At 69.0% G+C, this 13,917-nt stretch carries 12 protein-coding genes; 2 read left to right on the top strand and 10 right to left on the bottom strand.

Features of this window, described 5'->3' with window-relative positions:
* Nucleotides 1-2: 2 nt before the first annotated feature.
* The 6 genes from AC07PU_RS03815 to AC07PU_RS03790 form a co-directional block, all read right to left on the bottom strand.
* The gene (locus tag AC07PU_RS03815; RefSeq protein WP_495315355.1) at nt 3-767 is read right to left on the bottom strand and encodes an alpha/beta fold hydrolase; all 765 of its coding nucleotides are present in this window, start codon (nt 765-767) and stop codon (nt 3-5) included.
* 36 nt (nt 768-803) lie between these two features.
* Nucleotides 804-1,799: a Bug family tripartite tricarboxylate transporter substrate binding protein gene (locus tag AC07PU_RS03810; protein WP_296782303.1), complete on the bottom strand. Its 996-nt coding sequence runs from the start codon at nt 1,797-1,799 to the stop codon at nt 804-806.
* Between the two features lie 51 nt (nt 1,800-1,850).
* Nucleotides 1,851-2,579, bottom strand: a complete 729-nt coding sequence (locus AC07PU_RS03805; RefSeq protein ID WP_495315352.1) for an enoyl-CoA hydratase/isomerase family protein — start codon at nt 2,577-2,579, stop codon at nt 1,851-1,853.
* 61 nt (nt 2,580-2,640) lie between these two features.
* Nucleotides 2,641-3,819, bottom strand: a complete 1,179-nt coding sequence (locus AC07PU_RS03800; protein ID WP_495315350.1) for an alpha/beta hydrolase family protein — start codon at nt 3,817-3,819, stop codon at nt 2,641-2,643.
* A 125-nt stretch (nt 3,820-3,944) separates the two neighbouring features.
* Nucleotides 3,945-5,528 (bottom strand): class I adenylate-forming enzyme family protein, encoded by a 1,584-nt coding sequence (locus tag AC07PU_RS03795; protein ID WP_495315348.1) that lies wholly within the window; start codon nt 5,526-5,528, stop codon nt 3,945-3,947.
* Nucleotides 5,529-5,563: 35 nt separating this feature from the next.
* Complete coding sequence (locus tag AC07PU_RS03790) at nt 5,564-6,385, bottom strand: SDR family oxidoreductase (protein WP_495315346.1); 822 nt, start codon at nt 6,383-6,385, stop codon at nt 5,564-5,566.
* A gap of 184 nt (nt 6,386-6,569) precedes the next feature.
* Between AC07PU_RS03790 and AC07PU_RS03785 the strand changes: the two genes are divergently transcribed.
* Together AC07PU_RS03785 and AC07PU_RS03780 are read left to right on the top strand one after the other, a co-directional pair.
* Nucleotides 6,570-7,262: a glutathione S-transferase family protein gene (locus tag AC07PU_RS03785; protein WP_495315344.1), complete on the top strand. Its 693-nt coding sequence runs from the start codon at nt 6,570-6,572 to the stop codon at nt 7,260-7,262.
* 500 nt (nt 7,263-7,762) lie between these two features.
* The gene (locus AC07PU_RS03780) at nt 7,763-8,518 is read left to right on the top strand and encodes a winged helix family transcriptional regulator (RefSeq protein ID WP_495315342.1); all 756 of its coding nucleotides are present in this window, start codon (nt 7,763-7,765) and stop codon (nt 8,516-8,518) included.
* A 102-nt stretch (nt 8,519-8,620) separates the two neighbouring features.
* Here AC07PU_RS03780 and AC07PU_RS03775 read toward each other — a convergent pair whose 3' ends face one another.
* The 4 genes from AC07PU_RS03775 to AC07PU_RS03760 all read right to left on the bottom strand — a co-directional run bounded on the left by AC07PU_RS03775 (nt 8,621) and on the right by AC07PU_RS03760 (nt 13,905).
* A complete protein-coding gene (locus tag AC07PU_RS03775; RefSeq protein ID WP_495315340.1) occupies nt 8,621-9,595 on the bottom strand; it encodes a fimbrial protein in 975 nt (324 codons plus the stop codon).
* A gap of 62 nt (nt 9,596-9,657) precedes the next feature.
* Nucleotides 9,658-12,345, bottom strand: coding sequence for a fimbria/pilus outer membrane usher protein (locus tag AC07PU_RS03770; protein WP_495315338.1), 2,688 nt, complete (start codon nt 12,343-12,345; stop codon nt 9,658-9,660).
* Nucleotides 12,346-12,349: 4 nt separating this feature from the next.
* Entirely contained in the window at nt 12,350-13,114 is a 765-nt protein-coding gene (locus AC07PU_RS03765) for a fimbrial biogenesis chaperone (protein ID WP_495315336.1), read from the bottom strand.
* Between the two features lie 230 nt (nt 13,115-13,344).
* Nucleotides 13,345-13,905, bottom strand: coding sequence for a fimbrial protein (locus tag AC07PU_RS03760; protein WP_490877082.1), 561 nt, complete (start codon nt 13,903-13,905; stop codon nt 13,345-13,347).
* Nucleotides 13,906-13,917: the final 12 nt, after the last annotated feature.

Genomic DNA, 13,917 nt, shown 5'->3' with positions numbered 1-13,917 from the left:
CTTCAGCCGCCGTGCTCGCGCAGGAAGGCCTCGCAGCGCGTCACCAGGTAGGCCGGCGTCTCGAGCATCGGGTAGTGCCCGGCATTGGGCAGCGTCTCGATCCGCGCATGCGGGTACAGGCGCGGAAAGGTGGCCTGCACGAAGTCGGGCGACACGCCCCCGTCGTGCTCGCCCACCAGCACCAGCAGCGGCGCGCGCAGCGCGGCCGCGCGGTCCGAGAAATCGGTGGCCGAGAAGGCCTGGAAGTAGTCCGCGAAGGCGCCGGGCTCGGACGTGGCGCGCTGGTGCGCGAGGATGCCGCGCGCCAGGGCGGGCGTGAGGCGCGAACCCAGCGAGGCATCGATCACGCCCAAAGCGGCGCGCTCGTCGGTGCCCGCCGCGGCGAACAGCGCCGCGACCTCGGGCGGCAGCGGCACGCCCGAGGCCGGCACCGGCGTCACGCAGACAGTGGCCGCGATGCGCTCGGGCGCATCGATCGCGATCCGCTGCGCCACCATGCCGCCCATCGAGTGGCCCAGCAGCGAGAAGCGGTCCCAGCCCAGCGCATCGGCCAGCGCGAGGGCGTCGGCCGCGATCTCCGCGATCGTGTGCCGGCCCTCGATGGCGCGCGAGGCGCCATAGCCGCGGTAGTCGGGGAAGGCGTAGGTGAAGGCCTGCTCGTCGAGCAGCGCATAGGTCGGCGCCCAGGCGTGGTGGTCGCCGAACCAGCCGTGCAGGATCATCACGCGCTGCGGGCCGTGGCCCCGGATCTCGTGGCCCAGTGTCATGTGTGTCTCCTTCGTGCCGGGGAATGGGGGGTGGCCTCAATCGACCTTGATGCCCGCGGTGGCGATCACCTTGGCCCATCGCGCCGATTCGCTCGCGATGATGCCCGCGAACTGGGCCGGCGTGCCGGCGATCGGCTCGACGGTCTGGTCGTTGAGTTGCCGGCGCACCTCGGGATCGGCCAGCACCTTGCGCAGCTCGGCCGCCAGCCGGTCGACCACGGCGCCCGGCGTGCCCGCGGGCGCATGCAGGCCGAACCACAGGGCGGCGTCGAAGTCGGCGATGCCCGCCTCGGCGAAGGTCGGCACCTGCGGCAGGGCCGCCATGCGTTGCCGGCCGATCACCGCCAGCGCCTTGACCCGGCCGGCCTGGATCTGCGCCAGCACCGGCGCCGCGGGCGTGAAGGCCAGGTCCACGCGGCCCGCGACCACGTCGGTCAGCGCCTGGGCGCTGCCCTTGTAGGGCACATGGGTCAGCTGCACCTGGGCCGCCTGGTTGAAGGCCTCGCCATAGAGATGGGTGAAGGTGCCGTTGCCCGAGGAGCCGTAGCTGAACTTGCCGGGCGCCGCGGCGGCCGCGGCGATCAGGTCCTTCACCGTGCGCGCGGGAAGATCGGCGCGCGCGATCAGCACCGAGGGCGCCTCGGCCAGCAGGCTCACCGGGGCCAGGTCCTTAACGAAGCTGAAGCGCAGGTTCGGGTACAGGCTGGGATTGATGACGTTCGCGGTGGTGCTCAGCAGCAGTGTGTGGCCGTCCGGCGCGGCATGGGCCACGGCCTCGGCGGCGATGCTGCTGCCGGCACCGGGCCGGTTCTCCACGATCACGGGCTGGCCCAGGCCCTGCGACAGGCGCGGGCCGAGGATGCGCACGATCAGGTCGCCGGTGCTGCCGGCCGGAAAGCCCACGATCACGCGCACCGGCTTGTCGGGATAGGCGGCGGAGGCGGACCCGCAGGCGAGCGCCAGCGTGAAGGCCGCCACCAGCCGCGCGAAGGACGCGAAGGGCGTGAAAGACGCGAGGAATGGAATCCGCATGGCGATGTCTCCTTCTTGTGATGGTCGACCGCGCCGCTTCGGCGCCGCCGTTCAGCGCGAACCGAGCACGTTGGCCAGCAGACTCGCGCCGTGGAGCACGGCGTTGGCTTCGTGATGGCGCGGCGCGCTCGCGAGGAACTGCTTGACGGCCTGCACGGCCGGCGCCGGAAAGGACAGCAGCCGCCGCACCAGCGCCTCGCCTTCGGCGCGCAGGCTGCCGGCGTCGACCACGCGCCCGACGATGCCCGCGGCCAGTGCCGCCTCGGCATCGATGGGCTCGGCGCCGAAGACCAGGTGCGCGAGCGCCTTGGCCGGCATGCGGTCGAGCAGCGGCGCCATCGCGATGCAGGGCGGAATGCCGCGCTCGAGTTCGCGCAGCGCGAAGCTGGCGTCGCGCGCGCACAGCGTGAGATCGCAGCGCGCCGCCAGCACCATGCCGATGCCCCAGGCACGCCCGGCCACCAGGCCCAGCACCGGCGCGCGGCAGCGGCCGAAGGCCTCGTACAGCCGCTGGATCGGCGCGGCGTCGTCGCGCAGCACATCGGCCGCATTGACGCCGGCGCCGGGCGCGGGCGGCGCCATCTCGCGGCCCAGGCAGAAGTCAGGGCCCTCGGCCTCGAGCACGATCACGCGGCTGGCGTGCGCGGCATCGAGCGCGTCGGCCAGCGCCAGCGCCATGTCGTTGGTCAGCCGGTTGCCGGCCTGCGGGCGCTGCAGGCGCAGGGTGCTCACCTCGTCGCGCACCTGGTGGACGATCCAGCTCGGGTCGGCCGTGGTCATCGCAGTACCTTCGTGCTTCGCACTGCGGTGCGCGCTTGTTTGGGGCGGCCCGGCACGGCGCTCATGTGCGCTCTCCCGCCGCCAGGCGCTCGGCCATCCAGTCGCATACCAGGCTCAGCGCGGGCTCGGGCCGGTCGAGGTTCACGTGGGCCGCGCCGCCTTCCTCCTCGGTGAACACGCGCAGCTGCTTGTGGCGCGAGCTCACCGCGTCGAGCAGCCGCTGCGCCTCGGAGGGCGGGGCATGGCGGTCGTTGGCGCCATGCACGATGAACAGGTCGCAGTCGATGCGCGCGGCCACGCCCTCGAGGCGGAAGTCCTCGAGCTTGCGGAACGCGCGCTCCCAGTCCGGCACGCCGAGGATGCGCAGGATCTGCTTGCCCGTGGTGCCCAGCGGCGCGCTGTTGCCCAGCTGCGTCGCGCCCTGGCCCGGCACGTAGCCCACGCGCCGCACCATGCAGGCATGGGTGTCGAAGACCGCGCCCATCACGGCACAGGCCCTGATGCGCTTCTCGAAGGCCACGGCGCGCGGCGCGTAGTAGCCGCCCCAGCTCGCCGCCACCAGCCCGATGCGCGCGGGGTCCACGTCGGCGCGGCGCACCAGCCAGTCGACGCAGGCCGTCACCGGCCGCTCGAAATCGTGGCGCGCGGTCAGGCCGTGCACGCGCAGCGCCGAGCCCTGGCCCGGGCCGTCGAAGGCGAGGGTGGAGATGCCGCGCCGCGCGAGGTTCTGCGCCACGTAGAACATCTCCTCCTTGTTCGCGTCGAGGCCGTCCGACAGCAGCGCCACCGGCCCCGGCCCCTCGCGCCCCACGGCGGGCACCAGGTAGGCCGGGATCACGCTGCCCTCGAACGGGATGTCGACCAGCTCGATCGCCGGGTCGCGATGCCGGGCGAAGCTCGCGAAGCACGACAGGTGCTTCGCATAGGCCTGCTCAGCGCGCGGGTCGTCGGGGTCGAGCAGCCCCTCGGCCCACTGGTGGTAGACCGAGGCGCGCAGCGAGAAGTCGCTGGCGCTCACGCGGTGGCCGCGCGCCAGCGCGTCGGCGGCCGACTGCTCGAGCTGGCGCCCGAGCTCGCTCCAGGCGCCGTGCCAGGCCTCGACGTCGCCCGAGGGCTGCACGCGCGCCGCGTCCTTCAGCCGGGAGCAGGCCCAGTCGATCTCGCCGAACAGGCCGCCCGCGGCGATGGCGCGCAGCACGGCAAGGGACCAGCGGTAGTTGTCGGGAAAGTAGAAGAACATGGTCTTTCGGGCGCGGGACCGGTGTCCCGCGATCCCGCCTCGGGTCGTCGATGCGATCGATTGTTCGCGCACCCCTTTCCCGAAACCATGGCTTTGTCCGATAGATGAACACGAGAATGGCGGTGCTATCCCTGCCCCGCCGCGAACAGTTCCAGGTGCCCGCTGCGCAGCTGGAACTTCTGCACCTTGCCCGTCGGCGTCATCGGCAGCGCGTCGACGAAGCGGATCGACTTCGGCACCTCGAAACGGCCCAGGCGCTCGCGGCAGAAGGCCAGCAGCTCGTCCTCGCCGCAGGCCTCGGCGGCGGGGCGCCGCACCACGAAGGCCGCGACCGCCTCGCCCCAGTGCGGATGCGGCAGGCCCACCACGGCCGCGGCGCCCACCGCGGGATGGGCCAGCAGCACCGCCTCGAGCTTGATGCTCGAGACGTTCTCGCCGCCGGACTTGATCATGTCCTTCTTGCGGTCGAGGAACAGCATCTGCCCGTCGGCCTCGAACATGCCGATGTCGCCCGTGTGGTGCCAGCCGAAGCGGCGCGCCGCGGCCGTCGCCTCGGGGTCCTTGAGGTAGCCGAGGAAGACGTTGGGACCGCGATGGACGATCTCGCCGATCTCGCCCGGCCCGAGCAGGCGGCCGTCGTCGTCCATCACCGCGGTCTCGACGCCCGCCACCGACATGCCCCAGCAGTTGCCGTCCTTGTCGGGATGGTCGCTCGCGCGGTAGACCATGGTCGGCGGGTACATCTCGGTCTGGCCGGTGCCCAGGCGCACGTCGGCGCACATCTCGCTGCGGATCTGCGCGAGCAGGTTCTTCGGTATCGGCGCCAGGCCGTACATGCACAGGCGCAGCGACGACAGATCGGTGGTCGGGCGCTGCGGATGCTTCATCAGCGCGTCGTACATCATCGGCAGGCACGACAGCCAGCTGATGCGCTCGCGCTCGATCGCCGCCAGCATGGCCGCGGGATCGATGCCGCTGGCCAGCCAGATCGTGGCGCCGGTCAGCAGCGCGCCCATGCTGATGGTGTGCTGCGCGCAATGGAACAGCGGCAGCACCGAGCCGACCACGTCGTGCTCGGTGGCCTCGAAGCTCTGCGCGCAGCTCAGCAGCGCGCCATGCACCGAGCGGTGCGAATGCATCACGCCCTTCTGCTTGCCGGTGGTGCCGCTGGTGTACATGATCAGCGCGAGCTCGTCGTCGCCGCCCGGCGCGCCCAGCGGCTGCGCGGGCGCGCGCGAGGCCAGCGCGTCGAAGGGCAGGGTGCCCGCGGCGGCCGGCTGCGGGCCGCCGATCACCACCGTCAGCAGGCCCAGGCGCTCGATCAGCGCACGCAGCGCCGGCACCGCGAGCAGCGGCGCGTCGATGAAGACGGCGCCGACCTCGGCATGGCTCAGCACGTGCTCGATCGCGGCCGCGTCGAGCTGCACGTTGACCGGCACCCAGACATTGCCGGACTTGTGGATGGCCTGGATCGCGCTCAGGTGCTCGATCGAGTTGAGGCACAGGGTCGCGATGCGGTGGCCCGTGAATCCCTGGTCGCGCAGCGCCTCGCCGACGCGCTCGCTGCCCGCGTCGAGCTCGGCGAAGCTGATGCGCCGCTCGCCCTGGATCACGGCCGTCTTGCCGGGATGGCGGCGGGCGCCGCGGCGCACGATGTCGGCGAGGGACACGCGCGCGATGGCCGCGCGTTCGGGGTCGATGGTCTGCATGCGAGGGTCTCCTGAAGGGGGGCGAAGCGAAGAGGTCACGGTTCCACGAAGAAGTCGATCAGCGGCTCGACGCCCGGCGTCACGAGGTAGGGCGCGAAGTCCGTGACGCCGGCCTCGCGCAGCACCTGCTCGTCGAGCAGCAGCTGTCCCGTGAGCTCGCGGCTCGGCCGGGTCAGGATGTGCCAGGCGGCGTCGGCCATGATGGCCGGCACGCGTGCCTGGCCCGCCACCTCGGGCGCCGCGATGCGCAGCGCGCTGGTGGCGATCACGGTGCGCGGCCACAGCGAATTGCTCGCGATGCCGCGTTCGTGCAGTTCCTCGGCCAGGCCGCGGCTCAGCATGCTCATCGCGTACTTCGAGGTGGTGTAGGCCGCATGGCGCGCGAACCACTTGGGGTTCAGGTCCAGCGGCGGCGACAGGGTCAGGATGTGCGGATTGGCGGCCTTCTCGAGGTGCGGCAGGCAGGCCTGCGCGCAGAGGTAGCTGCCGCGCGCGTTGATCTCGAACATCAGGTCGTAGCGCTTCATTGGCGTGCGCTCCACCGTCTCGAGGTGGATCGCACTGGCGTTGTTGACCAGGATGTCGATGCCGCCGAAGCGCGCCACGGCGGCATCGACGGCGGCGCGGACCTGCGCCTCGTCGCGCACGTCGACCACCACCGCGAGCGCCTGGCCGCCGGCCGCGACGATCTCCTCGGCGGCGCTGTGGATGGTGCCCGGCAGGCGCGGGTCGGCCGTCGCGGTCTTGGCCGCGACCACGATGTTGGCGCCGTCGCGCGCGGCCCGCAGCGCGATGGCCTTGCCGATGCCGCGGCTCGCGCCGGTGACGAAGAGGGTCTTGGATTTCAGGGAAGGCATGAACGCTCCGGAATCGCGATCGCTCGATCGCGGGATGCGCAGGCTATGCGCGCCGGGCGGGGCGGCGCTTGCGCAGACTGGCTGGCATGGCGGCGCGCGGCAACTCAGCCAATCGACGCAAGGCGCGCCGGCCCGCTGCGAGCGACGATCAGCGGGCCCACTCCCGGCGCGAGCCCCGCACCCGATGATCACGCTCTACCACTGCGCGAATGCCCGCTCGTTCCGCGTTCTCTGGATGCTCGAGGAACTCGGTGCGCCCTACCAGCTGGAGATGCTGCCGTTTCCGCCGCGCGTGCTGCAGCGCGACTACCTCGCGATCCATCCGCAGGGCACGGTGCCGCTGCTGGTCGATGGCGAAGTCCGCATGAACGAGTCGGTCGCGATCTGCCAGTACCTGGCCAGCCTGCATGCGCCGACGCCGCTGAACGTGGAGCGCGACGAGGCAGGCTATGCGCAGTACCTCAACTGGCTGCACTTCGGCGAGGCCTCGCTGACCTTTCCGCAGGCCCTGGTGCTGCGCTACGGCACGCTCGAGCCGCAGGAGCGCCGGCTGCCCCAGGCCGCGCAGGACTATGCGCAGTTCTTCCACGGCCGCCTGCGGACGATCGAGCAGTTGCTCGAGACGCAGGACTTCGCCTGCGCCGGCCGCTTCACGGCCGCCGACATCTCGCTCGGCTATGCGCTGATGCTGGCGCGCGTGCTGGGGCTGCACGAGCGCTTCGGCCCGGCGGTGCACGCGTACTGGTCGCGGCTGAGTGCGCGCGCGGGCTTCGAGCGCGCGATGGCGGTGCAGGAAGAGGCGGCCGCGCGGCTGGGGCTGCCATTGGTGCCGACCGCCGGCGTGGGCACCGGCAGGCGGCCGCCGGCGCACGACTGACCTGCGAGCAACGGATCGTCCGCCCGCTGCCTCGAGACCGGCGGCCGATTCCGACAAGTTATCAACTCATTCGCAACTCGAAGCATTTGCAAATGTTCTTCGCGCGAATGAAAACAAAATTTAAATAAACCCCTTAATTCCACATGCACTTGTACGCTCGCAATTGTTAATATAGATTCAGCAAATTAGCTTTTGAGAGAATATAATTTCCCTCATATCGATCATTTATATAGTTCATAATCACAAGAAATCCACAAAATCCTTATCCGGAGCTCACCCCATCCAGACTCAAGATTGATAATGCATTGCGATGGAAATGAGTATTCACTCTCATTTTTTAAATTTCATTTTTTATAAACAGACATAAGCGGCCGAAGCCGCGCGGGGCAGGGGATGAGGGAATCAGCAGCAAGATCAGGTGAGGGCGCATGTCGCGAGCCCGCCGACCTGCCGAGCGTACGCAGCGAGCGCTCCATGCGAGGTGTGGAGGGCCGTGCACCATGACGTCGAGCAAGAACACGAAGCCGTCCACGCTCCAATCCATTTCCTCCCTGGCCCTGATCTTCGGCGACGACCATGAGCGCGGTCCCTTGCGCACCGCGCTGGATTCGCAGGGTTTCACGTCGGCCGCGTTCGATTCGGTGCAGGCCCTGTGGGATTCGATCTCCCTGGGGCGTCGGTACGATGCCCTGGTCGCATGCGCGGACAAGGCATGGAACCAGCGACGCTGGGCCAGCTTGCGCGGCATGGTGAAGCTGCCGGTCCTGGTCGTCATATCGCGCGATGCGATGAACGTGGCCTCCACCTTCAACGACGAACCGCTCAACAGCGAACGCATCGAGTTCGTCACCGCGCCCGTCAATGGCGCTGAGCTGTCGATGCGGCTGCAATTGCTGCAATCGCGAAAGCAGGCCCCCGTCGATCTGCCGGCCGAGCAGGACCTGGTCTGCGGCGGCTACTACTTCAAGCGATTGCGGCGCATCGTGATGGTCGATGGCGAGGAGGTCCGCCTGCAGCCGCGCGAGTTCGACATCGCGCTCATCCTGTTCGAGAACCTCGGCAAGGTCATCACCCGTGAAGAGATCGAAACCCGGCTTTTCGATCGGCTCGCCAATCCCGGCTCGCGCGTGCTCGACGTGCACATGACGCGCCTGCGCAAGAAGCTCGAACTCGGGCCGCACAGGGGGGTTCAGCTCCTCACGATCTACGGGATCGGCTATCGCCTGGTCGTGCTGGGCTCGTCATTCACTTCGTAGCGCCCGGCGCGCTTCTCCATCGCCGCCGCGCTCGGCCCGAAAGCGGCGCGTGGGCAGACGCCACCCGAAGGCGCGCTGCCCACGCGACGAACGCCGACTGTCTCAGCGGTATTCGAGCGTGAAGGTCGCGGTGCCGTCGGCGCGACCCGGCCGGATCCTCGCGGCGGTCTGGTAGTAGCGGGCCGAGTAGGGCACGTCGTAGCTGCCGTTCTTCATCGGGCCGACCTGCATGCCCTTGCCGAAGCGCACCGGCTGGGCATCGCCACCCAGGAGCTGGATGCCCACGCCCGTCGCAATGCCCGCGCCGCCCTGCGTGATCCTCAGCACCCCCTGCCGGTTCGACGGGTCCTGCGTCGCATCCATGCGCAGGTCCACCCATTTCTGCAGGTTCGGATTCGCCTGGCACCGAAGCTTGATGCTGAACCTTCGATCGCCCGTCGTGGAGTCCATCCCCTTGAAGTTGCTGAGCGACACGCGCCCGAATTCCACCGGGATGTTGCGCGAGCCCGCATCGACGGAGCACGACGGCGTGATGATCGTGATGCCGCTGACATCCCCCGAGAGAATGGTCGTCAGCGCCGACCAGTAAGGCTCGCCATCGCCGTAGTAGCGGGTGTAGGTTCCGCCGGCCAGCGAGCCGCTGCCGGTGCTGTCGGCCGTCTTGATCAACTCCACCTGGAATGACGTGCCCGCAGCCAGTTGACCGGTGCCGTTGGGGGTTGGCATGGTGTGCGGGTAGTAGACGAGAAAGGAGCCGTCAACGACGCGCGAGAGCCGGATGCCGATGCCCTGCACTTGCGTGGAGTAGACGTTGAAGAAGCCCGGTATGGGCGAGCCCTGCAGCACCGTTCCGTAGACATAGCCGCCGCCCCGACAATTGAACATGAGATCGCCGGTGCCGCTGACCCAGATGGGAAAGCTTTGCGTCTTGATGGTTCCTCCGACCGCCAGTCCGTCGGGAACGTAGACGTTTCCCATGTTCATGTAGACGATGTGTTCGTACGCGCCCGGATAACGCACGCACGCCGCCCATGCGCCCTGCATGCCCGCCAGCCACAGCGTGGCGAGGGGCAGCACGAGGCGCGACACCCTCCACGCCATGGCTGCCGCTCGATGGGCCGATCGACGATGCCAATTTCTCATTCTGTTTTCCTCTCGGCGTTGATGTCCGCATCGCACTGTCCCGCGATCTCGCGGATCGGCGGCGAACTGATTTCTTCGGGCAGCGCGTAGGACACGCTGCATCGGTCGCCCGTGCGGCGGCCCCAGATCACCGTCAACGTCCCGGCCGGCTCGGCCCCGCTGACGAAGGCCTGGCCATCGGGACCGACGATGCCCATCTCCTGGCCCGCTTCGTTCTCGATGCGCGAACCGAAGGGCATGGGCTCGCCCTTGCCCCGCGTCAGCGTCAGCATCAGCCGATGGCCCACCGCGGTCTCGAAGGTCGCGCGCACCACGGCACCGCGCGTGGGCACCACCTCGGTCGCGGCGTTGCGGACTTCCACGGTGTCGCCGAGGTCCTGCGTGCGCACGGCCAGGCGGTTGATCCGATAGGGCGAAAGATTGGAGACGACGGCGATGCCTGCGCCGTCGGTCGCCACGCCGGGTTGCGATTCGATGCCCACGCCCGAGGCCTTGGGCAGATGCACCAGGGCGATGGTGTCGCCCAGCGGTTGCGCCAGGGTCAGGCCATCGCCATGCAGCAGCAGCCCGCCCGCCATGCCGAAGGTGGCTTGCCGATGGCCGGAACTCTGCGAAATCCCGCCCTCGAAACGCCCGATTCGCGACAGGTAGCTGAGGCTCGCATGGCTGGTCGACCCCTGCGCTTCGATGCGGTTTCCCGACAGGTTGTAGGTGAGGCGGGCGTCCTCGAGCGCGGTGCCGAACACGCTGGCCTGCTGGCTGGTGCCGCCGTTGCGCTCGTGCGATACCGAATACTGGACGCTGGCCGCGGAGCCGCCGAGCGGAACGCTCAACGTGAACATGATCTGGTTGTTCGGCGCACGACCCTGGCTGGTGCTGCGGTTGTAGTGGATGCTGTAGCCGAACTGCTTGAAGCTGCCCGAGTAGCCCATCTGCACCAGGCTGTCCTTGGCGCCGGTTCCCCAGTAGCTTTGCTGACGCGCCGAGGCGAACACCGAGCCCCAGTCGCCCAGACGTTGCGACAACTCCAGCCTCAGTTCGTTGCGGCGGTTGTGGAGGCGTTCCAGCGGGTCCAGTCCCTGCATGTCCGCGGCCTCCTGGAAAGTGCGGTAGCCGCTGGTCGAATAGCGATAGCCCGCCACGCGCACGGTGGTTCCCGCATCGAAGGCCTTGGCGTACAGGAACCGCACCGATTGGCCGTTGTAGTGCTGCTCGGCCAGCAGCGGCGTCGACACCGAGGCACGCGCGGCCGACAGGTCGGCGGACACGGCACCGAAGGCGCGCATGTTCTTGCCCACGCCCGCCATCGCCGACAGGTAGCGCCCCGAGGCGATCAGCCCGCCGTAGACGCTGTAGCCCTTGCCCAGGCCACGTGCCACCGTGCCTTGCGCGAAGCTCGGTTCGGCACGCGATGGCCGCTGCCAGGCCCGCAGCAACGACAGACCGCCGTCGCGGAAGTCGGGCGAGAAGGACAAGCTCTGGCCGCGCGCGCTGCGGTACTTGCCGAGCGTGGCCGAATAGCGCCATGTGCCTTCGCGCAGCAGCGTGGGCACCGCGGAGAACGCCTGGATGTAGCGGGTCTCGCGGCCATCGGCCTCGACGATGCTCACCTCGAGGTCGCCGCTCGAGGCCGTGGGATAGAGGTCGTCGATCACGAAGGCGCCCGGCGCCACGAAGGTGCTGTAGATGGTGTAGCCGTTCTGCCGCACCGTGATGCGCGCATGGGTCTGTGCAATGCCGCGGATGGTGGGGGCGTAGCCCTGCTGGCTGTCGGGCAGCATCGATTCGTTGGTGGCCAGTTGCACGCCGCGAAACGCAATGCTGTCGAACAGGTTGCCGGGCGTGCTGCCATCGCCGATCAGCAATTGCGCCTGCAGCGGCAACAGGTCGCGCTGGGCATAGGTGTTGACGGCCTGCCATCGGCCCGCGCCATCGATGCCGCGGTTGTAGGTCGAGAAATGGCGAAAGCGCCAATCGCCGAGGTTGAAGCCGCCGCGCAAGCCGACGAACAGGGTGTCGCGCCGAGGCTGCCTGTCGGGCCCGGGGAAGGGGCTGCCGTCGAACACGCTGCGCGGCGCGGCGAAGGGATCGGCGCTGCGACGGTAGGCGTCGCCACCGTAGCGGGCAAGGTTGACCTGGTAGTCGAGCATTCCGGCCGTGATGCCCCGGTCCCACATGCCGGGGTCCACGGCCCCGCGCGCCGAGCGCTTCATCGCCGCCTGCGGGATGTCGATGCGCAGGTGCATCTTGTCGACGTCGTAGCCGAAAGAGGCTTCGGGAATGGCCGCGCCCAGATCGACGCAGGCCTCGTCGGCCAGCGCCATCAAGGCCGGGAACACCGCCACGTTGACGCCCCATGCATCGAGCATGGCGCGCGTGAGGCAGGGCTCGGCGTCGTTCCTGCCCTCCTTGGCGTCGAAACGGATCGTGGCCTGCCCGGCGCGTCGCTCGTTGAGCGACACGTCGACGGTGTACGAGCCCGGCAGCACGCGATTGCCGAAGGCGAAGAGCGACAGGTCGGCATTCTGCTGGTCGCCACCGACGCCGAGGAAGCTCGGATTGAAGGACGACGCGGCGAACTGCTGCGCGATGACGGGAGCGCCCCACGCGCCGAGCACGGCGGCGCACAGGCCGAGGCGAAAGGGCACGCGCGCGCGCACCCGCAGGGGATGAGTGCGTGTCATGGTCTCAGCGCTGCGCACCGCCGCCGGACGAAGCCGCGGGCGCGCGAGCCGGCTCGGCCTTCAAGGGCACGGGTTCGGCGCCCTCGGGCACCTTGACGAACTCCTCGGGCGATTCGCTGCCGTAGTCGTTGATCGTGGTGAAGTTGATCTGCACGGCCCGCGGCGCCTTCAGCGTCTGGATCGGAAAGCTCAGCTCGCCGAACGGCGGCACCATGCCCGCGTCGAGTTCCTCCTGGTCCTTCCCGTCGGGGCCCTGCCCCTGGTTGACCGTCAGCTTCAGCAGGGTGATGTGGAAGGCGCTCGCATTGCCGACCTTGAGCACCGCGCCCTGTCCTTGGGCCGGTGCGCTCACCGTCCACTTGAGCAGCGCACGCGCCTCTGCAGACGAGCCCGGAAGGCCCGTGGGCCGGTAGAACAGCTTGAGCCGGCTGCGTATCGCCACCTGCAGCACGTTCTCCTGATTCGGCGTCTGGGGAATCTCCTTGACGTTGAGCCAGAACGCCGACTCGCGATCGGCCGGAAGCTCGCCGCCGACACGCATGATGCGCAGCAGGTTTTCCTTGCCGGGATCGAGCCGCGAGAGCGGCGGCGTGACGACCAGCGGGGTCTTGCTCCTGCCGTCGCCGGCATCGACCCAGGCCTGGACCACATAGGGCGAGGTCCCGGTGTTCTTCATCGGCAGGGAGGTTTCGCGCTGCGTCTCGTGGAGGATCACGCGCGTGCCGGAAAGCATCACGCTGGCGCTCGCCGGCCCCTGGAGGCAGAGCATCGCCAGGATGCCGAGCGCCCACCGAATTCGTTCATTGCTGCACATATCTGTTCCTCGGCGCGACCCACGTCGACGACGCGCGCGCGCAAGCATTCCGATGCGCCGGCAGCGGCGCCTCAAAGGAAAAAATCAACGGAAGATGAAGGCGCGAAAAGAGCGCGGCATTGCACCGCGGGACAGCGCGCCCATGACGGCATGAAGCCGCGAGGGCCTCATGCCGTGGTGCCTAATTAGTTATAGGCCACCGTGAATTGCGCGGTGCCATTGGCCGGGCCCGACTTGAGCACGGGATCGGCCGGGGAACCGCCCGTCAGCGGCAAGGTCGAGACATAACGCGCCTGGAATTGCAGCTTGTTCGTGCCTTGGGCCAGGGCGTATTCGCGCGAGGCCGAGCCCAGCGCAATCTTCTGGCCTTCCCAGTCGCCGATCTGGATGCCCACACCCTGGGCCGCCGGCGTTCCGGTGCCGGAGCCATCGATCGCCACCAGATCCACGTTGCGGCTGTCGGCCGTGCCCGAGAAGGTCACCTTGGCCTTGTTGCTGCCCGCGGGGCAATCGGCCAGGTTCAGGGTGAACTTGGCCGGGGTGGAACCCGTTCCCACGGTCGGAAACGCGGTGCGGCTCACCTTGCCCAGCGGCACGGTCAGGTTCTGGCTGTCGGGCGTCAGGGAGCAGATGCTGTCCGTGATTTCGCCGGTGAAGTTGATCTGGCCGTCGGCAGCCAGGGCCGCCTGCGACATGGCGGCGACGATTGCGATCGCAGCGAAGCGAGAGATGATTTTCTTCGACATTGTTTACCTTAA

It is taken from the genome of Variovorax sp. GW821-FHT10D07, assembly GCF_059415325.1.
Note: the sequence above shows the minus strand (reverse complement) of the source record. Positions and strands in the feature narration are given on the sequence as shown.

Bases quoted from the DNA above. Each gene is read 5' to 3' on its own strand.
- AC07PU_RS03785 (WP_495315344.1), top strand. From the start codon at position 6,570: ATGATCACGCTCTACCACTGCGCGAATGCCCGCTCGTTCCGCGTTCTC.
- AC07PU_RS03780 (WP_495315342.1), top strand. From the start codon at position 7,763: ATGACGTCGAGCAAGAACACGAAGCCGTCCACGCTCCAATCCATTTCC.
- AC07PU_RS03795 (WP_495315348.1), bottom strand. From the start codon at position 5,528: ATGCAGACCATCGACCCCGAACGCGCGGCCATCGCGCGCGTGTCCCTC.
- AC07PU_RS03760 (WP_490877082.1), bottom strand. From the start codon at position 13,905: ATGTCGAAGAAAATCATCTCTCGCTTCGCTGCGATCGCAATCGTCGCC.
- AC07PU_RS03815 (WP_495315355.1), bottom strand. From the start codon at position 767: ATGACACTGGGCCACGAGATCCGGGGCCACGGCCCGCAGCGCGTGATG.
- AC07PU_RS03800 (WP_495315350.1), bottom strand. From the start codon at position 3,819: ATGTTCTTCTACTTTCCCGACAACTACCGCTGGTCCCTTGCCGTGCTG.
- AC07PU_RS03790 (WP_495315346.1), bottom strand. From the start codon at position 6,385: ATGCCTTCCCTGAAATCCAAGACCCTCTTCGTCACCGGCGCGAGCCGC.
- AC07PU_RS03805 (WP_495315352.1), bottom strand. From the start codon at position 2,579: ATGACCACGGCCGACCCGAGCTGGATCGTCCACCAGGTGCGCGACGAG.
- AC07PU_RS03765 (WP_495315336.1), bottom strand. From the start codon at position 13,114: ATGCTCTGCCTCCAGGGGCCGGCGAGCGCCAGCGTGATGCTTTCCGGC.
- AC07PU_RS03810 (WP_296782303.1), bottom strand. From the start codon at position 1,799: ATGCGGATTCCATTCCTCGCGTCTTTCACGCCCTTCGCGTCCTTCGCG.
- AC07PU_RS03770 (WP_495315338.1), bottom strand. From the start codon at position 12,345: ATGACACGCACTCATCCCCTGCGGGTGCGCGCGCGCGTGCCCTTTCGC.